This window comes from Bacillus sp. NEAU-Y102 (assembly GCF_054788175.1).
In genome coordinates, this window is the sequence record NZ_JBTWFK010000004.1 from 302,664 (window position 1) to 326,974 (window position 24,311).

The 24,311-nt window shown below is 34.1% G+C and carries 21 protein-coding genes; 18 read left to right on the forward strand and 3 right to left on the reverse strand.

The annotated features are described in order from the left end of the window. Positions 1 to 19 precede the first annotated feature (19 nt). The 12 genes from ACYFX0_RS13385 to ACYFX0_RS13440 all read left to right on the forward strand — a co-directional run bounded on the left by ACYFX0_RS13385 (position 20) and on the right by ACYFX0_RS13440 (position 14,141). A complete protein-coding gene (locus ACYFX0_RS13385; RefSeq protein ID WP_000526233.1) occupies positions 20 to 1,240 on the forward strand; it encodes a glycosyltransferase in 1,221 nt (406 codons plus the stop codon). A gap of 34 nt (positions 1,241 to 1,274) precedes the next feature. Next, positions 1,275 to 2,429 carry a CgeB family protein gene (locus tag ACYFX0_RS13390; protein ID WP_000422331.1) on the forward strand — a complete coding sequence of 385 codons (1,155 nt, stop codon included), beginning with the start codon at positions 1,275 to 1,277 and terminating at the stop codon, positions 2,427 to 2,429. 144 nt (positions 2,430 to 2,573) lie between these two features. Continuing rightward, a complete protein-coding gene (locus ACYFX0_RS13395) occupies positions 2,574 to 3,110 on the forward strand; it encodes an NADPH-dependent FMN reductase (protein ID WP_000780353.1) in 537 nt (178 codons plus the stop codon). Between the two features lies 1 nt (position 3,111). Then, on the forward strand, positions 3,112 to 4,341 hold the full coding sequence (locus ACYFX0_RS13400) for an MFS transporter (protein ID WP_000097155.1): 1,230 nt from the start codon (positions 3,112 to 3,114) through the stop codon (positions 4,339 to 4,341). Positions 4,342 to 4,405: 64 nt separating this feature from the next. Further along, a complete protein-coding gene (locus ACYFX0_RS13405) occupies positions 4,406 to 4,963 on the forward strand; it encodes a YdcF family protein (protein ID WP_106081188.1) in 558 nt (185 codons plus the stop codon). Positions 4,964 to 5,063: 100 nt separating this feature from the next. Continuing rightward, positions 5,064 to 6,011, forward strand: a complete 948-nt coding sequence (locus tag ACYFX0_RS13410) for an ABC transporter ATP-binding protein (protein ID WP_000614075.1) — start codon at positions 5,064 to 5,066, stop codon at positions 6,009 to 6,011. A gap of 3 nt (positions 6,012 to 6,014) precedes the next feature. Further along, positions 6,015 to 7,526 carry an ABC transporter permease/substrate-binding protein gene (locus tag ACYFX0_RS13415; protein ID WP_106103310.1) on the forward strand — a complete coding sequence of 504 codons (1,512 nt, stop codon included), beginning with the start codon at positions 6,015 to 6,017 and terminating at the stop codon, positions 7,524 to 7,526. A gap of 213 nt (positions 7,527 to 7,739) precedes the next feature. Continuing rightward, positions 7,740 to 9,167 (forward strand): basic amino acid/polyamine antiporter, encoded by a 1,428-nt coding sequence (locus ACYFX0_RS13420; RefSeq protein WP_106081186.1) that lies wholly within the window; start codon positions 7,740 to 7,742, stop codon positions 9,165 to 9,167. 77 nt (positions 9,168 to 9,244) lie between these two features. Continuing rightward, complete coding sequence (locus tag ACYFX0_RS13425) at positions 9,245 to 9,505, forward strand: LemA domain protein (protein ID WP_106081185.1); 261 nt, start codon at positions 9,245 to 9,247, stop codon at positions 9,503 to 9,505. A gap of 105 nt (positions 9,506 to 9,610) precedes the next feature. Further along, on the forward strand, positions 9,611 to 11,428 hold the full coding sequence (locus tag ACYFX0_RS13430) for an AAA family ATPase (protein ID WP_001236574.1): 1,818 nt from the start codon (positions 9,611 to 9,613) through the stop codon (positions 11,426 to 11,428). Beyond that, on the forward strand, positions 11,418 to 13,268 hold the full coding sequence (locus ACYFX0_RS13435; protein ID WP_106081378.1) for a hypothetical protein: 1,851 nt from the start codon (positions 11,418 to 11,420) through the stop codon (positions 13,266 to 13,268). The genes ACYFX0_RS13430 and ACYFX0_RS13435 overlap by 11 nt, the downstream gene beginning before the upstream one ends. 276 nt (positions 13,269 to 13,544) lie before the next feature. Next, positions 13,545 to 14,141 carry a hypothetical protein gene (locus ACYFX0_RS13440; protein WP_000487795.1) on the forward strand — a complete coding sequence of 199 codons (597 nt, stop codon included), beginning with the start codon at positions 13,545 to 13,547 and terminating at the stop codon, positions 14,139 to 14,141. A gap of 96 nt (positions 14,142 to 14,237) precedes the next feature. On the opposite strand, the gene racA is transcribed toward ACYFX0_RS13440, so the two are convergent. Then, positions 14,238 to 14,780 (reverse strand): chromosome-anchoring protein RacA, encoded by a 543-nt coding sequence (gene racA, locus ACYFX0_RS13445; protein WP_106081184.1) that lies wholly within the window; start codon positions 14,778 to 14,780, stop codon positions 14,238 to 14,240. Between the two features lie 354 nt (positions 14,781 to 15,134). Between racA and ACYFX0_RS13450 the strand changes: the two genes are divergently transcribed. Then, on the forward strand, positions 15,135 to 16,490 hold the full coding sequence (locus ACYFX0_RS13450; protein WP_106081183.1) for a hemolysin family protein: 1,356 nt from the start codon (positions 15,135 to 15,137) through the stop codon (positions 16,488 to 16,490). 132 nt (positions 16,491 to 16,622) lie between these two features. After that, positions 16,623 to 18,047: an aldehyde dehydrogenase family protein gene (locus ACYFX0_RS13455; RefSeq protein WP_000716437.1), complete on the forward strand. Its 1,425-nt coding sequence runs from the start codon at positions 16,623 to 16,625 to the stop codon at positions 18,045 to 18,047. 103 nt (positions 18,048 to 18,150) lie between these two features. On the opposite strand, the gene ACYFX0_RS13460 is transcribed toward ACYFX0_RS13455, so the two are convergent. Then, positions 18,151 to 18,543 (reverse strand): YueI family protein, encoded by a 393-nt coding sequence (locus ACYFX0_RS13460; RefSeq protein WP_000247560.1) that lies wholly within the window; start codon positions 18,541 to 18,543, stop codon positions 18,151 to 18,153. A 237-nt stretch (positions 18,544 to 18,780) separates the two neighbouring features. Between ACYFX0_RS13460 and ACYFX0_RS13465 the strand changes: the two genes are divergently transcribed. Next, complete coding sequence (locus ACYFX0_RS13465) at positions 18,781 to 19,914, forward strand: BA2291 family sporulation histidine kinase (RefSeq protein WP_106081182.1); 1,134 nt, start codon at positions 18,781 to 18,783, stop codon at positions 19,912 to 19,914. 33 nt (positions 19,915 to 19,947) lie between these two features. Here the strand turns inward: ACYFX0_RS13465 and ACYFX0_RS13470 are convergent, their stop codons facing one another. Beyond that, positions 19,948 to 20,697 carry a DUF4397 domain-containing protein gene (locus ACYFX0_RS13470; RefSeq protein WP_000083277.1) on the reverse strand — a complete coding sequence of 250 codons (750 nt, stop codon included), beginning with the start codon at positions 20,695 to 20,697 and terminating at the stop codon, positions 19,948 to 19,950. Between the two features lie 950 nt (positions 20,698 to 21,647). Here ACYFX0_RS13470 and ACYFX0_RS13475 point away from each other — a divergent pair. Genes ACYFX0_RS13475 through ACYFX0_RS13485 form a run of 3 tightly spaced genes read left to right on the forward strand, consistent with a single transcriptional unit; the run spans position 21,648 to position 24,300 of the window. Then, positions 21,648 to 22,958, forward strand: a complete 1,311-nt coding sequence (locus ACYFX0_RS13475; RefSeq protein WP_001205879.1) for an aspartate aminotransferase family protein — start codon at positions 21,648 to 21,650, stop codon at positions 22,956 to 22,958. Further along, the gene (atoD, locus tag ACYFX0_RS13480; RefSeq protein ID WP_000208111.1) at positions 22,955 to 23,653 is read left to right on the forward strand and encodes an acetate CoA-transferase subunit alpha; all 699 of its coding nucleotides are present in this window, start codon (positions 22,955 to 22,957) and stop codon (positions 23,651 to 23,653) included. Before ACYFX0_RS13475 ends, atoD begins: the two co-directional genes overlap by 4 nt. Then, entirely contained in the window at positions 23,638 to 24,300 is a 663-nt protein-coding gene (locus ACYFX0_RS13485; RefSeq protein WP_000525278.1) for a CoA transferase subunit B, read from the forward strand. The genes atoD and ACYFX0_RS13485 overlap by 16 nt, the downstream gene beginning before the upstream one ends. The last annotated feature ends 11 nt before the right edge of the window (positions 24,301 to 24,311 follow it).

Consider the following 24,311-nt stretch of genomic DNA (forward strand, 5'->3'; position numbering starts at 1 on the left):
TAAAATATGAGGTGGTTAAATGGGAAATGAGCAAGTGAAGTCTGTAAAGGAAGAAAAAAAGTTATGTCTTTGTATGATCGTCAAAAATGAGTCTAGAATTATGGAAAGATGTTTAAATGCAACAAAATCAATTGTAGATTATGTTTCTATTTGTGATACTGGATCGACGGATAATACGCCTGAAATTATTGGAAATTGGTGTAAGGAAAATGAGATACCTGGGACAGTTCATCATGAGCCGTTTAAAAACTTTGGTTATAACAGAAGCTTAGCAGTTTCATTAGCGCAAAAAACATATCCAGAAGCGGATTATTTATTAATATTAGATGCGGATATGATTTTAGAGGTTGATCCGAATTTCGATAAAACGAGCTTAACGGAAGATCATTATCTTACATTGCAATATGATGTTCATATTAAATATTGGCTTACACGTCTATTAAAAGCTTCTTTACCATGGAAATCTGTCGGTGTTACTCATGAGTATTGGGATATAGATCGTTCAAAAGTTGGAGCGAATTACAATACGAGGGTAGATCGGTTAGAGACTCTTGTCGTGAATGATCCCGGAGATGGGGGGAGTAAAGCTGATAAATTTGAAAGAGATGAGAGGTTGTTGTTACAAGGAATAAATGACCCAGAAACAACGCCAGATTTGCATATAAGATATTTATTTTATTTAGCCCAGACTTATTTTCATTTAAGTCAATTTGAAGATTCGATTAAATGGTATAAAAAACGAGTGGAAGCAGGGGGATGGGTTGAAGAGGTATTCTATTCGTTATTGCGAATAGGATTTTGTTATGAGCAGTTAGCAAATCGTTCAGCAAATAAACAAAATGAAGTGACAGATGCTGATGAAAAAGAAAATGTTAAAGGGCAAGAAGAGCAATATTTAGCATTAGCTGTTTTTTATTTTCAAAAAGCGTGGGAATATAGACCAACTCGGGCTGAGCCATTATACCAACTTGCAAGGTTGTATCGATTACGATCTCAAAACAATATTGCTTTGATGTATGCTCTGCAAGGGAAGGAAATTCCTTTTCCAAAGGATGATCTTCTATTTGTAGATTATCATGTGTATGATTACTTATTTGACTATGAAATTTCTATTAGTGCTTTCTATATACCTCATAAAAAACATTTAGGGGCCGTGTCGCAAAAGTATTTGGAATCGATTAAAGAAGAGATTCCATTTCATATAGCAAATATAGTAGAGAATAATGCGAAATTTTATTAAATACATTTTCGGTTAAAGGAGTAGTGGAGTAATCATGGAATTAATGCGATGGGCGATTGAACTAGGAGAATCGGTGCATGGAAATACGTATGAAGAATTGATGCCACTACTAGACTATTATTATGATCGTGATCATTTAAAAGCGTATTGTATCGCAAATCTTCTTTTAAACATGGATGTATTAGATGAACATCGTGAAAGAATCGAATTAAGAAGATGCATCGCTGCTTATTATGCTGGATTATATAAAGTAGCAAGAAAACATGCAAATGAGTTAGCACTTAAACATCCGGATGTAGATTTATATAAAAATAATTTAAAATTAATGGAAGCTTATTTGAATAAAGAATATGATTATTGTCTTTTTATATGTCCAAAGACATACGGTAGTTTCATAGATGTTGCGCGAGCTTTAAAGTGGCGGTTGGAGCAGGAGGGAAATACAGTAATTATATCAGAAACAATACTGGAAAATGTAAAGAATACAGTTGTTTTTGGAGCACATACATACGCATATAACCCGAATCTTCTTCCGAAAGATGCAATTATTTATAATTTAGAACAGCTATACGAAGGAAGTCCATATGCGCACCCCCTTTATTTAATATTATTAAAAGATAGAGTGATTTGGGATTATAGTAAACAAAATATAGAATGGCTAAAACAAAAAGGGGTAGGAAAAGAAATAAAACATGTAGAAATGAACTATGCTCCAACTTTGGAAATAAAAAAAGATGCATTTGAAGATGAGATTACTGAAGATATTGATATTCTGTTTATAGGTGCCCTTAATCCGAGGCGGCAAGCTATTTTTGATCATCTAAAAGCGATTGCCCCGAATTTAAATATAGTTTTTAAAAATAATGCGTGGGGAATTGTTAGAAATGAATTGATTGCTAGAGCTAAAATTATATTAAATATTCATTTTTACTTATCAGGAATTCTTGAAACACCTCGCGTGTCTTATGCAGTCGCAAATAAAAAATTTATTATTTCCGAAAATAGTAATCCAGAAGATGAGGTAGAGTGGCCGGGAATTGTATTTACTCCGTACGAAAAAATAATTGAAAACGTAATGAAATATATAGAATTACCAGAAGAACGGAAAAAATTAGCGGAAAAAGCATATAATCATTTTGAAGCAAATGAAAGTTTAGGTACATTGAGTTTGAGAGATGAAACAAAGTAATTATACGAAACTCATACGAAAGTATGAGTTCTTTTTTGTTTATCATACTATTTTATGAAACAAGTTAACTCTTTATATTGTATTTTGTATAGAAATTTCTGATAATATATAAGTAGAACTTAAAAACAAAGGGGAGAAATAATCATGAAACTAGTCGTTATTAACGGTACACCAAGAAAATTTGGCAGAACTCGCGTGGTGGCAAAATATATTGCGGATCAATTTGAAGGGGAATTATATGATTTAGCAATCGAGGAGTTACCTTTATACAATGGAGAAGAGTCACAACGTGATTTAGAGGCAGTAAAAAAATTAAAAATGTTAGTGAAAGCTGCGGATGGGGTTGTATTATGTACACCAGAATATCATAATGCGATGAGCGGTGCGCTGAAAAACTCTTTAGATTACTTAAGTAGTAGTGAATTTATTCATAAACCAGTTGCGTTGTTAGCGGTTGCTGGTGGCGGTAAAGGTGGAATAAATGCATTAAACAGCATGCGAACGGTCGCTAGAGGTGTTTATGCAAATGCAATTCCAAAACAAGTTGTGCTTGATGGATTACATGTGCAAGATGGGGAACTTGGGGAAGATGCGAAACCATTAATTCATGATGTAGTTAAAGAGTTAAAAGCATATATGAGCGTATATAAAGAGGTGAAAAAGCAACTAGGAGTGGAGTGATATGTCCTCCCTTTATCATGATTCTCGCTTGTATTACATTCTAGGGGCCAATAGTCTATCTGCTATTGGTTCCGGAATTGTTATGATAACGATTCCATGGCTGTTAATTAAAGAGAGTGGAGGAGAGACAACATTTGGTTATGTTTCTATCATTGCAACCCTCATTATGTTTTTATTAACACCATTCATTGGGCAAAGTATTGATCGTTTTTCAAGAAAATCTTTATTGCTATGTAACGAAGGAATCGGAATAGCTGTAATTGGAATAATGTTTATATGGGGATTTGCTGGGCAACCTTATCATTCTATTCACTATATTCTTATTTATATAGCCGGATCATTCTACTATTTATTATTTTATCCTACAATATTTGCGTTCAACCAAGAGATATTTCAAGCGGAACATTATAAAAGTTTAAGTGGAACGATGGAAATACAAGGACAGTTAACACAAGTTATTTCTGGAGCGGCCGCGAGCTTCTTAATTGAAATTGTATCTTTGAAGTGGATTTTGTTAGTAGACATGTTAACTTTTGCTGGAGCATTTTTTCTTTTCTTATGTATACCGTACGTAAAGAAAAAAGAAGTGAAAAGAAAAATAACATTTAAGAAGCAATTATTTGAAGGAATTCACTTTATGAAAAAACGTCCTAAGCTCTTTTGGTTCTTACTGGCCACTTATATGCCTTTTATAGGTGTTATGATGGCAAATTATTTAATACCAGTTTATATTTCGGATATACTTAAAGCCAATGCCTCTGTATACGCAATAGAGGGGATGATGTACGGTGTTGGAGCGGTTGTTGCAGGAATCTGTATTCCACTCATAATGAAATATGTAAAAACAGAAGTTTCAATCGTTATGACGATGTTCATTTATGTAATTTCAATTACCGCAATGAGTATTGAACCTTCCGTAATTTTCTTATATGGACTTGCAATTTTTCATGCAGTTGGAAATGCGGGTACAAGAGTGGCGAGAAATGTATTGATGATGGAGGAAATTCCAAATGAAGTAATGGGACGTGTAGACAGCTTATTTCGCCTAATTGGTACTGGAATACGAATTTTATTATTAATGTTGTTTACAGCGGGTGTATCTAAAGTTGGAGTCATGCTGCCGTTTTACGTATTAAGCTGCATATTGATCTTCTCATTAGGAATCGCTATTTATTATGTACTATCACAACGTAAAGTAGCGGCGCATGTTTCTAATAAATCAATCGTTTGAAAAAACACTTCTGCATCCCTTTCTTTTTCTATATAATAACAAGAAAGGGAGTGAATACTTATTTATGAACAAATGGATCTTTCTTATGATTTTATTATTACCGCCACTATACATCATTTATATGACCTTTCGAATGAACAAAGTTGCTCGTGAAAAGTTGAGCTATCACTCTCCGTACGTTCTTATACTGGGTGCAAAGTTATTTGGAGATAGACCGTCTTTATCTCTTCAAAATCGTTTGGATGTAGCGTTGGAGTATTTATTTTCCCATCCTGAAGCGAAAGTAATTGTTTCAGGTGGTCAAGGAGAAGATGAAGATATATCGGAAGCTCACAGCATGAGAAACTATTTAATGGTACATGGTATAGATGAGAGTCGTATTTTAATAGAAGATCAATCTACAAATACGTATGAAAACTTAAAGTTTAGTATGGATTTATATAATGTGAAACATGCGGTAGTTGTAAGTAATACGTATCATTTATATCGAACGAAAATAATTGCAAAGCGTTTAGGCATGAAGATGGAGGCACTAGCTGCTGAAACACCAATTCGTTCTAAGAGAAAAATGTATGTTCGCGAATATGCTGCTATTATGAAAACAATATTGTTCGATCGTTAGAGCTCAAATGCGAGCTCTTTTTTAATTTAAAAGCGTATCATTTGAAATGAATGCCATATTCCATCAAAATAAAGGAAACAACAGTAAAGGAGTTGTATTTGTGATTCAATTTAATCATGTGTCAAAATCGTATGAAGATGGCACGAAAGCAGTGGATTCATTGCATTTAGAAATTAAAAAGGGAGAATTTTTCGTTCTCATCGGTCCGAGTGGTTGCGGGAAAACAACGACAATGAAGATGATTAATCGTTTAATCGAAACGACTGAAGGGTCGATTTTAATCGATGGAAAAGATATTCAACAATATAATATAAACGAATTACGTTGGGATATAGGATACGTGTTGCAACAGATTGCTTTGTTTCCTCATATGACAATCGCTGAAAATATTGCAGTTGTTCCTGAAATGAGGCAATGGAGCAAAAAGGAAATAAAAGCACGCGTCGATGACTTGTTACATATGGTTGGATTAGATCCGGATATATATCGAGATCGTATGCCTGATGAATTGTCAGGAGGACAAAAACAACGTGTCGGTGTCGTGCGAGCATTAGCCGCAAACCCGAAAATCGTTCTTATGGATGAACCATTTAGTGCGTTAGATCCATTAAGTAGGGAACAGCTTCAGAAGGATATTGTACAGTTGCAAAAAAAGATTCAAAAAACAATCGTGTTCGTAACACATGATATGCAAGAAGCATTATCACTTGGAGATCGCATTTGTATTATGAAAGAAGGAAAAGTTGTTCAACTAGATACACCAGAAGGAATTATACATAATCCGAAAAATGAATTTGTAGAGGAGTTCATTGGAAATCGTGGACGAACTTGGTATGAGGAGAAAAGTGTAGCAGATGTATTGCCGCTTGATCAAAGTGTGCAATTAGAAGGGCAGGCACTATCATTACATTCTTCTTTAGAAGAAGCGCTAGTTCGTGTGCGTGACGAGGAGGTCGTTCCAGTTGAAGAAAACGGTCAATATATTGGAGCGTTAACAAGTCGTCATATTGTCAATTACATTGTTGAACAAATGAAGGAAAGAGGTTAAACAGTGACTAATTTTATACAAACGTTCCAAGAACGAAAAATAGAATTACTAACTGCATTAAGTGAGCATTTACAAATATCGCTTATTTCATTATTTTTTGCAGTAATTATAGCGGTGCCACTTGGCATTTTATTAACAAGAAAAGAACGAATGGCTGAATTTATAATAGGAACTTCTGCGGTAATGCAGACAGTGCCATCACTTGCATTACTTGGACTATTAATTCCGTTAGTAGGAATCGGAAAACTTCCAGCGATTATCGCATTAGTTGTGTATGCACTATTACCTATTTTACGAAATACATATACAGGAATAAGGGAATTAGATGAATCACTAATAGAAGCCGCGAGAGCTATGGGGATGAATAGTTGGAGAAGGTTGTGGAAGGTAGAACTTCCTATTGCATTGCCTATCATTATGGCCGGTATTCGTACAGCGATGGTATTAATTGTTGGAACGGCTACATTAGCAGCTCTCATTGGTGCTGGTGGGCTAGGTAAGCTTATATTATTAGGTATAGATCGAAATGATCATGCACTTATCATTTTAGGGGCCGTACCAGCCGCGTTACTCGCTTTATTCTTTGATATAGTACTTCGCATACTTGAACGACCGAAACGCTCTTCTAAGCGTGTTATATTGACGATATGTATAGTTGTAGTAATGATTGCTTCTCCATTTCTTTGGAGTACAGAAAAGAAAGATATTGTTATTGCGGGCAAACTTGGATCAGAACCTGAAATTTTAATTCAAATGTATAAGCAGCTTATTGAACAAGATACCGATTTACACGTACAATTAAAACCAGGTCTTGGGAAAACAGCATTTGTATTTGAAGCGTTGAAATCAGGTGAAGTAGATGTGTACCCAGAATTTTCAGGAACAGCGCTATCTACTTTCGTGAAAGAAGAACCAAAGAGTACAAATCGTGATGAAGTATATGAGCAGGCTCGCGTTGGACTGGAAAAGAAATATAATATGATTATGTTGATGCCAATGGAGTATAACAATACATATGCACTAGCCATGCCGAAAAAAATAGCAGATCAAAAGAATATAAATACTATTTCTGATTTAGGGAATGTTGCGCAGGAAGCCAAAGTAGGATTTACATTGGAATTTGCTGATCGTGAAGATGGTTATAAAGGAATGCAAAAATTATATAACTATAAGTTCTCGAATGTTAAAACGATGGAGCCGAAGCTGCGTTATAGCGCAATTCAATCTGGAGATGTTAACGTAATTGATGCATATTCAACAGATAGTGAATTGGAGCAATACGGACTAAAAGTGCTAAAAGATGATAAAGGGTTATTCCCACCTTATCAAGGAGCACCATTATTAAGAAAAGAAACGTTACAGAAATATCCTGAACTTGAAAAGGTATTAAATAAATTATCTGGAAAGATTACAGATGAAGAAATGCGAAAAATGAATTATGAAGTTAATGTGAATGGTAAAAGTAGTGAAGAAGTCGCAAAACAATTTTTACAAAAAGAGAATTTACTTCGTTAAATTTACAAGAAATATACAAATTTATATGTTTGAAATGACCGTTCATTACAAAATGAGCGGTTTTTTTGTGCATACTTATACATTTTTTCAAAAAAGTATTCCATTTTTGTTCATTTTCTTTTAGAATAAGTAATGTTTTCCTGAAAAAATATAAGAGAAACGTCTATTAGAGAAAAAGGTGACTTTAATAGTTGAACGAACATAACACCTAGAATGACAGATGGGGTGGTACAAATAGAAAAGAAATTAGGGTTCTTTCCATTAATCGCATTAGTAGTTGGAACGATGGTTGGTGGCGGTGTTTTTAGTTTACCGCATGATTTAGCAGTAGGAGCAAACAGTGGCGCAATAATAATTGGCTGGTGTATTACAGCGATGGGAATGATTCCACTTGCGCTCGTATATCAAACGTTAGCAAGACAAAAACCGGAACTTGAAGGTGGAATTTATAGTTATGCACGTGCTGGTTTCGGTGAATATATTGGGTTTAATAGTGCTTGGGGATATTGGCTAGCAGGAATCTTAGGTAATGTCGCAACAATTATGTTACTGTTTAGTACATTAGGTTATTTCTTCCCAATTTTTAAAGGAGGAAATAATGTTGCGTCAATCGTTGGGGCATCACTTTTATTATGGACACTTCACTTTCTAATTTTATTTGGAATTCGTGAAGCTTCTATTATGAATGTTATCGCAACAATAGGAAAGTTAGTTCCAATCGTACTATTTATCGCAGTAATGGTAACAGCATTTCGCTGGGACACATTTACACATGATTTTTGGGGGGAAGGAACAATCTCAGTTTCCGCTATACTTGGTCAAGTGAAAAATACAATGCTTGTAACACTTTGGGTTTTCATTGGAGTTGAAGGAGCGGTTGTATTATCTGGAAGAGCGAAAAATAGCCGAGACGTTGGTAAGGCAACAGTAATGGGGCTTATTTTAGTAATGTCCATTTATATTTTAATTTCTGTCCTATCAATGGGAGCTATGACAAGAGGCGAACTTTCTGTGTTAGAAACTCCGTCAATGGGACATGTATTAGAGCATGTTGTTGGTCCATGGGGGGCAGTTGCGATTAACATCGGGTTAGTTGCTTCACTTGTCGGTACATTAATTGGCTGGTTTTTACTTGTTTCTGAAATTTCTCATGTAGCAGGAAAAGATGGCGTATTTCCAAAAGTCTTTACGAAAACAAATAAAAAGCAAACACCGCACATGGCATTATGGATTTCAAATGGTGTTGCCCAAATTATATTTATCATTGTTCTGTTTTCAGAATCAACATATCAAATTATGTATTTTATTGCATCAACATCAATTTTATTACCATATTTATTATCAGCGTTATTCCAATTAAAATTAGTCATTACAAACGAGCTAAAAGACGCTAAATTAAAAAATGGAGCGTTAGCTTTAATTGCTTCGATTTACTCTGTATGGCTTCTTTATGCAGCTGGTTTAAAGAATTTACTACTCGTTTCAATTGTGTATGGAATTGGAATTATTGTTTACACGTTTGCAAGAAAAGAACAAGGGAACCGTTGTTTTGCAGGTGCAGAGAGATATGTGATGTGGGCAATTATTGTTGCGGCTATCACATCACTGTATATGTTATTAACTGGAAATATAAAAATGTAAAAAGTCCTTTTTATTTAAAGGGCTTTTTTCTTTGTTTAGAGAATATTTACTACATAAGATATTCAGGAGGGATGAGAATGGAAGAAAAAGAACAGTTGTCTAGAATAATTGATTTAGCTAGTGAGTTAAGGAAAGTATTAGTGCAAGAATCTTTTTTTAATCATCATCCTGAATTGAGAGGAGTCATTGAAAATTTAGCAAGTTCTGTTGGAAATTTGGCGGAATTACAAAAAAGTAAAGATGAAAATGCTGAAGATCGATTACGTTACGTACTTGCTAAAATGAAAATTGCTCATAATGCAATTTTACAAGAGAAAAAAGCATTTCCTTCTCATTAATATACGTTTTAATTTTGAACCTGGCGGATAACGTCAGGTTTTTTATTTCTAGTTTTTCGTTTCTTTCATACACTAAGAATAGTATGAAAAAAGAAGGTGACTAAGGTGAGATTACATAAAGCTCTTCAGCCAAGTTTTATAAAACGAATGTACTATATGAGATTTTTAGGGAAATTTACAAAAGCTGAGAAAGAGAAGAGTGGAGAGAATTTCTTTGTACAATGCTTATCGCCAATACCATTCACTTTACAGGAACAATTTGCAAATGAACCATATGTATTTGAAGGGGTATGTAGTAATAAAAAGAATGAAAAAATCTTTTCGGAATTAAAGAAGAGGAAATTAGAAAAGCAATTAGTGATGTTTCGTCTTTATTATGAAAGAGGAAATGTATACGTGGAGTTAATATGTACAGAAGAACCGAAAGAAATAGCAAGCAGCTATAAAATGATTCCGGCACCTAAAGTTACAAATAATAAAAAAAGAGAGTCTTTAGAACGAAAACTTAGCAACGGTTATTTATCATTTCTTATGCCAAAATTTCCGAAAGACTTTGAGCCTCCCGAATTATTGTGGCATGATGGAAGACTGTACGGAAACATATCCTTAAAGTCATCAATTAGCTCAATCGCATATTTTGAACAGAAACGGGAATGTAAATATATAAACTGCAGTGACTGGACGAAGTATGTAGAAATAGCGGTAGAAGATCAATTATATTTTGTAAGTGATCATGTGTATGAGCAATTAAAAAAACGAATGCATGAAGAAGGTAAGATAGTTGAAGTAGAGGATATAAAAGTGCAAAAAGAGGAATGGGAATGGGATGAGCGTGAATCGTCCTTTTTACAGTATGTACAAAGTATGGTGCATAATAAAGGGCTATATTTGGATGAAACGGATATTTATAATTTCCATATAAGTGTAAAAACAAATATGTTAACGATTCTTGGTGGTATACCGGGCGTTGGGAAATCACGTTTTGTGCAAACTTATGCAGAAGCATTAGGGTTACAGTATGGGGAGGAATTGGTTTGGATTCCAATTTCGCCATCGTATCAAGAACCACATGATTTACTTGGTTACCTTCATCCGAATGGTACTTTTATTGAAAGTGAAACGAAGTTAGTTAGGACGTTAATGAAGGCGAAAGAAAATCAAAATCAACTGTATATAATCGTTTTTGATGAAATGAACATGTCTCATATTGAGCATTGGTTTACTCCATTTCTCTCTGTTCTTCAACTTGAAACAAAAAATCGTATTTTAAACTTGTATGAGGGTGTTCAGGACATTGAGAATTCAATTCCATCAACAATTGAAATTGGAGAAAATATTATATTTGTAGGTACTGTGAATTTTGATGAAACAACGAAAGAGCTCTCCGATCGATTATTAGACCGAACGAACCTAATAACGTTACAGAAAATTCCGTTTTGTGAGATGGGCATGGAACAGGGGAAAGTCGTATTACACCCACCTTTGAAAGTAACAGCGGGAGAATTTCGGATAAATTGGATGAGAAATAAAGCGATGATTGAAGTGTTTTCTGAAGAAGAATTAGAGCTATTAGATAAGTTGCATGTCGTATTGTCATCACATGATGCGTCTAAGGGAATTTCTTTCCGATGTGCAAATGCAATTGCGACTTATTTGCAAAACATACCGTTCCAAAATAACCATACCTATATGATCAGTAGAGAAGAGGGGTTTGATTTACAAATAAAGCAGCGTGTATTAACGAAAATCAGAGGGACCGAAATGATGGTTGGGTCTTTACTTTCTGAAGAAGCAAAAAGGGGAGCGACCTTAGTACCTCTTTTGCAATCTGCACTTGCAAACAGAGTATCTACATTTGAACATTCTTTAGCATATATACGAGAAAAACGTAGGGAACTGGAGCTGTATGGATATGCAAAATGAAGGGCGTTACGAAACAAAAATCGTTGATACGAATGAAACGCTCCCTTTTGTATTAAAGTTAATCATTGGAAATGAGGGGAAAGGAGATTATATTTTATTAAATCGTCTTTGTACATCTACTACAGCATTGGTTCAATGTATTTATAAAGTACAAGAATTAAAACCAATTAGATTGCAGTATAATTATGAAATCCCAATGAATATTACTTTTATATGGAATAAAGTATATGAGGGACAGAAAAATATAAAAGAGGCTCAATATGAAATAAATGAAAAAAAACAAAGAGTATTAATATATGAACATGGGAAAACAGAATTCTTTTATCCATGGCGCTGCGGTATATACCATTTTGAAGTGCGCATAGAAGATACAACGTATTATGGCGCTTTTCAAATCGTACCGAAAAACTTTTTTGATGATCAATTTGAAATGATTCAAGACTATGTGAAGTCAATTTTAAATGAGTTGATTTTGGATAGAGGTTATTATAAAAAGACTTTCTCTGCACTTAGCGATATTGAGGATTCTTCTTATTTAGTGTTGCTTAGAAAGTTACCCCAAAAAATGAAAATGATAAAGCAAATCTTTAAGAAAATAGAATCAAGTTCAAAATTTATAAATGCATATAAATGGGAAGGAAAAGAGCGAAAGCCAACAAGAAGAGGAACTATAGTGGCAGAAAGAAAACCTTATGCCAAACATTATAATCGTAAGTTTATGGAACAAAAAAATAGTAAGGAAAATGCATTTCTTAAATATAAATCGATGCAATTTTATCATTATTTAATTGAAGCTAAAAGTTTTTTACGTCAAACAATTGAAATCTTAGAAAGAGAAAAAAAGAAAAAATCAGAAGAGTTTCAAGCCGTAAAAACGATTATACAAACAATTGAGCGAAATGGATCGGTAACCGATAGAGAGAAGCAAAAATATAAAAATATACATTTACTAAAAGAAGCCGATTTACGAAAGAGCTCAATGAAAATACAAGAATATAAAATATTGGCGCATATCGTGCATGAAAATGTACAATACTTTCAAATGTTAATGCACTCTTCGTTTTGGAGGGAAGTTACTGAAACAAGTAACATGAACTTACATGATTTACCGATACCACATCAACAATTACTACATCATTTAGAAGTACTCCCGCAATATACGGATCAATCTCCATCGTTATTATTTGTTTATAAGCCAACGTTTTTAGTGTATGAATATTACGCTTTTTTTATCGTTATTTCAATTTTAGAGCAAATTGGTTTTGAGGCTAGAAACTCAATTCGTGAACAAATACAAGAACATTTTTATGTAGATGGATTACAAGATGGAACGACAGTAGTTTTAGAACGAGATGATATAAAGGTGCATGTCGCATTTAATGATTTAATTGAAACACATCCTCTTATTGCATTAAGTAAAGGTAGTAATTTTTACAATGGTGAGGATACGAAGAAGCCAGATATTCGCTTAGACTGTTATGTAAAAGAAGATGGGAACTACGTATATAAATCTTCTATTATTATTGAAGTGAAATACAGTCCAATGTACAATATTTTTCAGCATGTCGGAAATACAAAAGCAACTGAGCAAATGTATAAGTACTGGTCTATAAAGTATGTAGAAGAACAGGATGGAAAGCGAGTCTATTATCGAAGGTCAATTTATGAAGTCATTTGTGTATATCCAGGAAGCCATATGCATAGTAAAAAAATTGAGTCTGGATGCGGTGTTTTCTTGCAGTTATATCCATATAAGACGAAACAAGGGGAAGAGAAATTAGCTGGAAAACATGGGATGGTACAAATTTTTGAAAAATGGTTAAAAAGCATTCAGAAGTAAAAGAAATCCTTTTTCATAAAGGATTTTTTTAGATTAAGAAGAATTATATGCTGTATGGAAAGAAACATAATGTAATTTAGGTTTGAAAAGTGATACGAATGTGTTATTAAAAGGAATGTGAGCGCGGGATAAAAGTCGATTAAATTGGAATCTAATTCACTTTGCAGAATATAATAAGTCATAAATATTTTTAGTTGCATACGAAGATTTGTTCTTATATGATAGATAGTGAAAGCGTTATCAAAAACAGAGCGGCGATGGGAAAGGCGGTTAAATATGTTCCAGCGTGTTCAAACAAAGGAAGAACATTTTGGGTTCGAGCAACTATGGGGAGATTTTTGTGAAGAAAGAAACTTAATGTTTGTAGAACGTAATTTAAATCCATCACGATTTTTATTAATAGAAGATGAACATCCTATTGGTACAGTAGAATGTATTAAGTATACGGTACCTGAACAATCAAATTCTGAGTTTTTCTATCCGTTTTCTAAAAATGATTTAGTAAAAGATTTGAAGAATGTGTATGAAATAGGCAAGTTAAGTATTTCGAAAACATCTCGTGGGAGAGGACATTTCAAAAGGTTAACAGCTATTTTATTTATACATGCGTTAGAAACAAAAGCTGAATGGTACATTGCAGCAGTGACAAAAAGAATGTATATGTATTTACTTACACTCGGTTTTCCAATTGAACCGATAGATAATCCATTTCAGTTTCATGATACTTTACAAGGTGTACCAGTAAGAATTCATGCTCGAAAAGGGGTTACGCATTTGTATTCTTTAAAAGAATTTCGTGATGTGATTCAAGGGAATGCTCATGCACAGGCATTAATTGCAGAATACAGTAAAAATATTATGTTAACGAAATAAAACGAAGTGAATATGTATAATAAAGAGAATAATATTTTTATAAGATATAACTCTTCATTAAAAAAGACCCTTATTATTTTAATAAGGGTCTAAAAATTATAATCCAAATATACTAAAAATCATTTTGCGGCGCTTCGGTTTCCTTTCGCGTTCGTATGTTGGTTTTGAATCAGGAGTAATATAAATGGGTTCTTCTTTCGTTAGCGCAGCTTCTAACTTTTGAATTCGCTCTAACATTTCCTCCATTTCACGACGGTGTTGTAAAAGTTGGTACGTGACGACATCATTTGCCTTATCTTGCATTTGTTCTTCCATTCGATCGAGCCTTCTTGTAATAGTGTTTAATTGATTAGCTAATTGCTCAAAATCATTCGATGATATGTTTTGAACAATTGTATTGACTTGAGTTTTTAATTCTTCAACCTCATTTGAGGAAGCCTTTTGAGTAGGTTGAGGATTTTGAGACTGCTCTATTTGAAATAGATGGTGTTCTAACATTTGATCGACATCATCTTGTGTGAAAATAAAGTGGCCATATTTGTTTTTTTCTATCGTAAGATTTAATTGTTGCGCGATCCGGACAACAGCCTTTGGGCTAACACCTAATTTTTTTGCGATAAATGGTGTTTTATATTCCAAAATAATCCCTCCTATATATATCCTGTTGAATGATTTCGAGCTATGAAGTAAGTTCCCTTCTAGTGCGACAAAAGAAGTGTGGAATCGGCAAAGAAAGTGTTTTTTCACGAAATTGAGTTGAGAAGAATAGTTCGTTTAAATAAAAATGTTTTATCGTAACATTTAGAATAATTTGACGAGTGTAAATGAATTAGATTATCATAATGATAAATATCTTTTTTATGTATGCATATAATATATAAAAAGGTGGTTGCTAATGTAGAATTTTGTTAGAGTATTAGAATGCTTACTTCACTTGAATATAATTAAGTAGGAGGTGGCTTCCTTGCTTACAATGTAAGTAAGGAAAAGTATTTGGACATATATAGTATAAGTATAGTGATTGTTTTAATTGCCTTAACGGCATTTTTCGTTGCAGCAGAATTTGCAATTGTTAAAGTGAGAAGTTCACGAATTGACTATTTAATTGCAGAAGGAAATAATCGTGCAACATCGGTCAAAACAGTCATTACAAACTTAGACGAATATTTATCTGCTTGTCAGCTAGGAATTACTGTTACAGCTTTAGGAATTGGGTGGTTTGGTAAACCTGCGTTAAAGCAAATGTTTGATACGCTTTTTGCAAATTGGAATATCTCTACTCAACTAACAGACATTTTTGCTGTAATTTTAGTATTTTTTTTAATTACTTTTTTACATGTTGTAATAGGGGAATTGGCCCCAAAAACATTTGCAATTCAAAAATCTGAACAAGTAAGTTTGCTTGTTTCTAAGCCGTTAATTTTCTTTTATCGTATTGCATTCCCATTTATTTGGATATTAAATGGTTCAGCTCGAATCATTACGAAGCTGCTAGGGTTGAAACCGCCGAAGGGGCATGATGAGGTTCATTCAGAAGAAGAATTACGGTTGTTAGTTTCAGAGAGTTATAAAAATGGTGAAATTAATCAATCTGAATATAAATATGTAAATAAAATTTTTGAATTTGATGATCGGATTGCAAAAGAAATAATGGTACCTCGAACCGAAATGAATATTATAAGTAAAGAAATGCCTGCTGAAGAAGCTTTGCAAAAAATGTCTCGTGAAAAATATACAAGGTATCCAGTTGTTGATGGCGATAAAGACCACGTAATAGGTTTTGTGAATTTTAAAGATATTTTTACTGAGTTTGTACAACATAAAGCTGTTAATAAAAAGACAGTAGAGCAATATATGAGACCAATTATTTTAGTTATCGATTCTATCCCAATTCATGATTTGTTTTTAAAAATGCAAAAAGAAAGAACACATATTGCTATATTGATAGATGAATATGGTGGGACATCTGGACTTGTTACTGTTGAAGATATTCTGGAAGAAATTGTTGGAGATATTCAGGATGAGTTTGATACGGATGAGCAGCCAGAAATTCAACAAGTTAGTGAAACGAAGACGATACTAGAGGGAAAAGTACTTGTTAGTGAAGTGAATACGTTATTTGGTTTAGGGATTGATGATGATGGTGTTGATACAATTGGTGGTTGGATTTTAACGAAGAATATAGAGATTGCTGAAGAGGATTCCATTGAAATTGAAAATTATAAGTTTTGTGTGAAAGAATTAGATGGACACTATATAAAAAGATTGGAAGTTACAAAGATAGTAGAATCGATTGTTATTTTAGAAGATGAAAAACAAATTTCATTACAAGAGCAAATTAGCTCGTAAACTCTGCTAAATAGCAGAGTTTTTTTGAGCATAATGTTTTTTGAGGGATAGGGGCTATGATACAATGACATAAGCCAGACCTTTCACTAGGTGAATTATTGTTGTATACATATATTTGGAAGGAGAAGAAGTATGAAAAAGCATTTATATATAAATGGAGATTGGAAATCTGTAAACACGTATAAACCATTATACGCACCATATTCTGAAGAAATATTAGCAGAAATTGCACAAGGAACGGAAGAAGATGTAAAAGAGGCTGTTATTGCTGCAAAAAATGCAATGACAAAAATGAATAAATTATCCGCATATGATCGTGCGATTATTTTAGAGAAGGTTGCACAAAAAATGGATGAAAGAAGAGAAGAATTTGCAGAGATTATTGCAAAAGAAGCTGCAAAACCAATACGTGCTGCTAGGGGAGAAGTGGATCGTACTGTTCAAACATACAAATTTGCAGCTGAAGAAGCGAAGCGTATATATGGTGAGACATTGCCATTAGACGCCGCACCTGGTGCGGATGGGCGTATTGCATATACAATCCGAAAGCCGATTGGTGTAATAGGGGCTATTACACCATTTAATTTCCCATTAAATTTAGTTGCGCATAAAGTTGGACCTGCAATTGCTGCCGGAAATACAGTTGTGTTAAAGCCAGCTGATCAAACGCCATTATCATCTTATGCATTAGTTGAGTTATTTGAAGAGGCAGGATTGCCAAATGGAGCTTTAAATATCATTTCTGGTCCTGGCTCCACGGTGGGTGAGGCAATCGTTAAAAATGATTATGTTGCTTCTATTACTTTTACCGGAAGTCCAAAAGTTGGAATCGGAATAAAACAAAAGGCTGGGTTAAAACGAGTTACGTTAGAACTAGGATCAAATGCTGCTGTTATAATTGATGAAGATGTAGAGTTAACAGATGAAATCATTGAACGTGTAAAATGGGGAGCATTTGTTAATAATGGGCAAGTTTGTATTTCCGTACAACGTGTTTTTGTACATGAAACGAAAATGCATGAATTTCTTTCGAAGCTAAAGAAAGCGATGGAATCAGTAGTTGTTGGTGATCCACTGCTTGAAGAAACGGATGTATCAGCTTTAATTTCAAAAAAAGATGTAGAGCGAATTGATATGTGGGTTCAAGAAGCAATCAAGGAAGGAGCAACTATTTTACACGGTGGTAAGAAGCGGGATGCAAGAATTTTTGAACCGACTGTATTAACAAATGTTCCAAATCATGTATCTGTGCAGTGCCAAGAAGTATTCGGTCCACTCATGACAGTAAATACATTTAAAGAATTTGATGAAGCGATTGAGCAAGTAAATAATTCGCGTTACGGCTTACAGGCAGGAGTATTTACAAATAATTTATTTAAAGCAATGCGTGCAATCGATGAGTTAGAGGTTGGTGGTGTCATGATTAATGATATTCCAACGTTCAGAGTAGATCATATGCCTTATGGTGGTGTGAAAGAAAGTGGCACGGGGCGCGAAGGAATTAAATATGCAATAGAAGAAATGACAGAAATGAAATTAGTATGTATTAAAAAATAAATTAGAAAAACTTAAACTTTGCGCTAAAAAAACGAGTAGGAAATGTTTACGATTCCATACTCGTTTTTTACGCTTCTAGTAACTATTTAATTAAGTGTAACTTTTACTTCATTTCTTGTTTGAAAATAGTATCTTCTACATAAATTTGTTCTTTATCTACAGCAGTAGCATGAGTTAATACTAAACCGATTGGTGTTTTTGTATCTTTATTTTGAACAATTGTAAAAGGAACATTTTTTTCGTTTGCTAATTTAATGTATTTTGATAAATGTGGGTAAGCAATGCCACCATTTAGGAGGAGTTGTAATGATTGAGAAGAGCGCATGCTACCCGCCACTTCAGAGTATACATTACTTTGCATTACTTGACCGATCGTTAAAGCGATTTCTACACGCTCACGTAATGTAGTTAAATACATATTACGTTCTTCTGGTTTGTTTTGCTTTTGGCCGTAAATGCCTTCTTGGAGATAATCTTCCACATTTTTATTTACCATATTTTTCACACCTTTCATTTTCTATTGTACGCAAGAATTAAAAATGATGCAAAAAAAAGTCGTGTTGACTACGGAAATAATGAAAATTTGTGAAGGAAAAAGGGTATTTGCATACAATTAGTTAAATAAGAAAGAAAAAAATAATTTTATCAACAGAAATTAACAAAATGTGACAAAAATCTATTAACTAATCATCTTTTTTGTGTTAATATTCAAAATATAAAGGGTATTCGTCGTATGGAAATGGAGGGAATGGAGGTTTTTCCAATCGATAAGGATATTAAAGAAATATTTTGTTCACACTTGAAAAACAATAGGCACCAATTCGTAGAGAACTGGAAAAACAAAATGATAATTTCCGAAAAAGATCCATTTAAACTAGAAGTAGTTCAAAATGGAGAGGATTTACTAGAGTTGATTATCGAACTTACTATGGAAGATAAAGATATAAATTATCTTCAACCGTTATGCGAGAAAATTGCTATTGAACGTGCTGGAGCAGATGCGAATATTGGAGATTTTGTTTATAACGCAAACGTGGGAAGAAATGAACTTTTCGAAGCGATGTGTGAATTAGATGTTAGCGCTCGTGATTTGAAACCAATTATGGCAAAAATACATACTTGTTTTGACAAATTAATTTATTATACCGTTTTAAAATACTCGGAAATTATATCGAAGAATTTAGAGGAAAAACAGCAATATATTAATGAAACACATAAAGAAAGGCTGACAATTTTAGGGCAAATGTCAGCTAGTTTTGTACATGAATTTCGTAATCCGCTTACTTCCATTATGGGATTTGTCAAACTATTAAAGGCAGATCATCCGAGTTTATCGTATTTAGATATTATTTCGCATGAATTAGATCAATTAAATTTTCGTATTTCGCAATTTTTACTCGTATCGAAAAAAGAAATGTGGAATGAATCGGAACGGTTTTGGCTTAATGACTTGTTTCAAGACATTATACAATTCTTATATCCGAGTTTGGTCAATGCGAATGTTTCAATTGAAAAGAATTTACCGTATCCAATTCCGCTTGTTGGTTATCGAAGTGAAGTGAGACAAGTATTTTTAAACATATTAATGAATTCAATTGATGCTCTTGAATCAATGAAAGAAGAACGAAAAATTATCATTGATGTATTTGAAGAAGATCAAGCTATTCGAATTGTGATAAAAAATAATGGACCAATGATTCCTGCTGAAAATGTAGAAACGATTTTTGAGCCGTTTGTAACTACTAAAAAGTTAGGAACTGGTATTGGCTTATTTGTATGTAAACAAATTGTGGAAAAACATAATGGGTCCATTATGTGTCGATCAGATAACGATTGGACAGAATTTCAAATTGCATTTCAAAAATAAACAGTCTACACCAAATGAATGGTGTAGACTGTTTTAATTTGTGAGTATAACGGCTTCTAATTTAGGATCTTTAGTTGAATAACCTACTATTGAAATTGTATAAATAACATTTGGTTCAACATTGAATTTCGGTATAGTCAATAAAACGTTTTTATTATCTGCGAGTGAAATTTCAATATCCGCTGTACCGGGGCTAACTTGCAAAAAATCTGTTATCTGTTTAAAGATTACATTTTCAAATAAATGATCTCCATCTTTTAAATCGACATTTACAACAGGGGTATCTGGAGAGAAATGTGCAAAGCGTATTTTGGCTTGACCAGCTGGTAAATGTGTATTATCAAGTATAGGTTGTAATTGTAGGTGATTATCACTATTTATTGCAGCAAGAGTATAAGTATGATTTCCCATTATTGGTACCAATGCTGAAAAGATTGGAGTTTCATTTCCGACAGGGACAATATCTATACGGTATTTACCTTGTACTAATGATAAATAAGGGCTGAATTGCTTAAATGAAATATTTTTAATAACTTTTTGTCCGTTTACTAAAATGTCAACCGCCGGTATATTTGGATCGGCATGAAAAATTCTTATATGTGACGGTAAAGTAGCTTCTTGTGAATCCCTTGTTTCATGCGCCTGTACAAGTTTTGAAAGTGCATCGCAATATTTCATATATAATTCTATATATTTTTTAGGATTACGAAACTGATAGTAACGTGCGAGCTGTTCGTATTGCGTAACTTCTTGTCCATATTTTTCAATTTCAGATTGAGACATGAACATTCCTCCTTTGTCATCATTAAAATTATATGCGAAGCAAGAAAGCGGTTATGCGAAAAAATGATTTTATAAAGGGGAAAATTAAAAATTTACAACAAATATGTTGTCATAAAGAGGTGCTTGTGCTTACGAGTATTTCGCAGAGTAAAGCAGTACATATGATTGCACGAAAGTAAAATAAATGCCAAATTGAAAGTGCATTTCAATAACATATTGAATACATGTCCAGCAATCGCTAGAAAACTAGGGTTTTTTTTAATTATAGGCAAATACACATACAAAGTGATAATTGTCCTACATAAATTATAAAGGAAAGGTAGTTTGAATCTGAGGAAAGGGGTGCCACTTCGGGATAGGGATATCCTGATAGTAATTGTGAATGAAGTTATGAAAAGGTTTTGTGTTATAGGCTGTAGGATGAATTTGTAAACTTGATTTTTCTATTTATTTTAGCAATTGACAGTATTAACCCATAAGAGAGCGTCATGACGAACTGATTAATGTGGTTAATCGGTTCTTTTTTTATAGTTTAAAAATGAAAAATTTACATATTAAATATGAATCTGAACTGATTAGAAAGGTGTAGCGTTGTCGAAATTTGTTTTAAAATATGCAATTTAAAGTAGGATAATAGGAAGGAGTTTAACGGGAGTTCCGTCGAAGTGTACAGAATGTCGGCATTTGAGGGCAGCTGGCATTATGCTATAAAAACATTTGGTGATGTAGTCATTTCATATAAAAGGGAGGGTTACTTGGGCGTATAGAAAAGGGTTGGTCTTCATTTTAAGTTCTGAATTTTCTGTTTTATAGGTATTTTTAAGCACTCATTTGTATATTTTATAATAGTTTTTTGATAAATTCACTGCTTTTGCAGAGGATTCTTTTTTATGAAAGAAACGTCAATTTTCTTCATATATATATACAAATTGGAGAAATGGGGGAGCGCTATGCGCGATTACTTAATTAAACCACTTGTTGGTCAGCCGTATCCAATGATTTCACATGGAAAAGGTGTTTATTTGTATGATCAAAATGGTAATAAATATTTTGATGGTTCGTCAGGAGCAATTACGGCAGGTATTGGGCATGGCGTAAAGGAGATTGCAGACGTTATTAAAAAGCAAGCTGAGGAGATTGCTTTTGTTTATAGATCACAGTTTACGAGTGAACCAGCTGAAAAATTAGCGAAGAAGTTAAGTGATTTAAGTGTAGGAGATTTGAACTGGAGTTTCTTTGTGAATAGTGGTACGGAAGCAAATGAAACAGCTATGAAAATTGCAATTCAGCATTTTCAAGAGCGAGGTATTCAAGGTAAGCATAAAATTTTATCGAGATGGATGAGTTATCACGGTATTACGATGGGTGCGTTATCGATGTCTGGTCACCCACTACGTAGACAACGCTTCGTATCTATTTTGGAAGATTATCCGACTATACCAGCTCCATATTGTTTCAGGTGTCCTGTTCAAAAGGTATATCCAACTTGTCAGCTGGCATGTGCGACTGAATTAGAAAGATCAATTGAAAGAATTGGTGCAGAGCATATTGCTGCTTTTATTGCTGAGCCGATTATCGGAGCAGCTGGAGGCGCGGTTGTTCCGCCAAAAGACTATTATAAAGTCATTAAAGATATTTGCAACCATTACGATATTTTATTTATTGCGGATGAAGTAATGACTGGGCTTGGTCGTACGGGAGCATGGTTTGCGATGGAGCATTGGGGTGTAGAACCTGATATTATGACACTTGGTAAAGGGCTAGGAGCGGGATATACACCGATGGCAGCGACAGTTGTAAGTGATCGTGTTATGGAACCAATATTACGTGGATCACGTTCAGTAATGAGCGGTCATACGTTAAGTGCAAATCCATTGTCTGCAGCAACGGCTTTAGCTGTTATTGAATATATGGAGAAACATAATCTCCCTGAAAAAACAGCAGAAAAGGGAGAATATTTAATAAAAGGCTTACAGAAAGTTCAACAACAATCGACAATCATTGCTGATGTGCGCGGAAAAGGGTTGCTAATTGGAGTAGAATTGCAACCGTTTACAAAAGCGTCGGAGCTTATTTCGGTTGCAGCTAAAAATGGCCTGCTTTTATACCAAGCAGTTTCAGGGCAAGCAGGAAAAGAAGATAGTGCACTGCTAGTAGCACCGCCAATGACAACTACATATTCCGAGTTAGATGAATTACTTTCAATTTTCTCTAAAAGTGTGGAAGAGATGATGCAAAAAGGAGGGCATAGTATCGCATGACAACTATTACAAATACATTCGGTAAATTAAAAGAAATTGAGGAAGTAATTTCTTTGTTCCATGATGATATGACATTAATGTTTGGGGGATTTGGAGGGATTGGATCCCCTCCATCTTTAATACAGGCAATTTTAGAAAAAGGCGTTACAAATTTAAATTTGGTTGGAAATGACACTGGATTTCCTGATGTAGGTATCGGTCGTCTTGTTACAAATGAAAGAGTTAAATCACTAATTACTTCTCACATTGGCTCCAACCCAAATGCAGGAAGGCAACTAAACGAGGGAAGATTACAAATTGAGTTTTCTCCGCAGGGAACATTAGCAGAGCGCATTCGTGCTGGTGGTGTTGGTCTTGGTGGTGTTTTAGTTGATGTAGGTGTTGATACGATTGTGGAAGAGGGAAAACGAACAGTTGAAATGAATGGTAAGACATATTTAGTTGAAACAGCATTAACTGCTGAAGTTTCAATTGTATATGCGAAAAAGTCAGATCCGTTTGGTAACCTTGTTTTTGACAAAAGTGCACGAAATATGAATCCTCACGTAGCAATGGCTGGGGATATAACAATTGTAGAAGCAGAAGAAATAGTCCCGCTAGGAAGTTTAGATCCAGAGGAAATCGTCGTTCCAGGTGTTTTCGTAAATTATATTGTACCGTCGGAAGGAGTGAACTGGAAATGGGTATGGGCGTAGAAGTGAGAGATAAGATTGCTAGGCGAGCGGCGAAAGAAATACAAAATGGCATGATTGTAAATTTAGGTATTGGCATACCATCGCTTGTACCAAATCATTTGCCTGATGATATAAATGTTATGTTTCATGCGGAAAATGGAATCGTCGGAATGGGACCAACACCAAGTAAAGGGAATGAAGATGAAAATTTGTGTAACGCAGCAGGTTTACCAACTTCTCTTATAACAGGAGCGAGTTATTTCGATAGCTGTACAGCGTTTGGTATGATTCGAAAAGGTTTGCTAGATATAACGATTCTTGGTTCATTACAGGTAAGTGAAAATGGTGATTTAGCAAACTGGATTGTACCTGGAAAACGTGTTCCAGGCATTGGTGGAGCAATGGATTTAGCACAAAAAGCGAAGCGGGTCGTTGTTGTGATGAATCATGTTGATAAGTATGGAAATGCAAAAATTGTTTCAGAGTGTACATTGCCATTAACTTCAAAGAAATGTGTAGATTTAATTATTACTGATATGGCGGTCATGGAGGTAACTCCGAGTGGACTTATATTACAAGAATTAATGAGCCCATACACAGTAGAAGATGTAAAACGACATACAGAAGCTGATTTTCAAATTAGTTCTAACTTACTAGTAATTGAATGAAGGGAGATGTA

Coding starts and splice junctions, on each gene's coding strand:
- ACYFX0_RS13420 (WP_106081186.1), top strand. CDS start 7,740: ATGACAGATGGGGTGGTACAAATAGAAAAGAAATTAGGGTTCTTTCCA.
- ACYFX0_RS13390 (WP_000422331.1), top strand. CDS start 1,275: ATGGAATTAATGCGATGGGCGATTGAACTAGGAGAATCGGTGCATGGA.
- ACYFX0_RS13395 (WP_000780353.1), top strand. CDS start 2,574: ATGAAACTAGTCGTTATTAACGGTACACCAAGAAAATTTGGCAGAACT.
- ACYFX0_RS13485 (WP_000525278.1), top strand. CDS start 23,638: ATGGGTATGGGCGTAGAAGTGAGAGATAAGATTGCTAGGCGAGCGGCG.
- ACYFX0_RS13460 (WP_000247560.1), bottom strand. CDS start 18,543: ATGGTAAATAAAAATGTGGAAGATTATCTCCAAGAAGGCATTTACGGC.
- ACYFX0_RS13435 (WP_106081378.1), top strand. CDS start 11,418: ATGCAAAATGAAGGGCGTTACGAAACAAAAATCGTTGATACGAATGAA.
- ACYFX0_RS13465 (WP_106081182.1), top strand. CDS start 18,781: ATGGAAATGGAGGGAATGGAGGTTTTTCCAATCGATAAGGATATTAAA.
- ACYFX0_RS13475 (WP_001205879.1), top strand. CDS start 21,648: ATGCGCGATTACTTAATTAAACCACTTGTTGGTCAGCCGTATCCAATG.
- ACYFX0_RS13425 (WP_106081185.1), top strand. CDS start 9,245: ATGGAAGAAAAAGAACAGTTGTCTAGAATAATTGATTTAGCTAGTGAG.
- ACYFX0_RS13455 (WP_000716437.1), top strand. CDS start 16,623: ATGAAAAAGCATTTATATATAAATGGAGATTGGAAATCTGTAAACACG.
- ACYFX0_RS13405 (WP_106081188.1), top strand. CDS start 4,406: ATGAACAAATGGATCTTTCTTATGATTTTATTATTACCGCCACTATAC.
- ACYFX0_RS13440 (WP_000487795.1), top strand. CDS start 13,545: ATGTTCCAGCGTGTTCAAACAAAGGAAGAACATTTTGGGTTCGAGCAA.
- ACYFX0_RS13470 (WP_000083277.1), bottom strand. CDS start 20,697: ATGTCTCAATCTGAAATTGAAAAATATGGACAAGAAGTTACGCAATAC.
- atoD (WP_000208111.1), top strand. CDS start 22,955: ATGACAACTATTACAAATACATTCGGTAAATTAAAAGAAATTGAGGAA.
- ACYFX0_RS13400 (WP_000097155.1), top strand. CDS start 3,112: ATGTCCTCCCTTTATCATGATTCTCGCTTGTATTACATTCTAGGGGCC.
- ACYFX0_RS13385 (WP_000526233.1), top strand. CDS start 20: ATGGGAAATGAGCAAGTGAAGTCTGTAAAGGAAGAAAAAAAGTTATGT.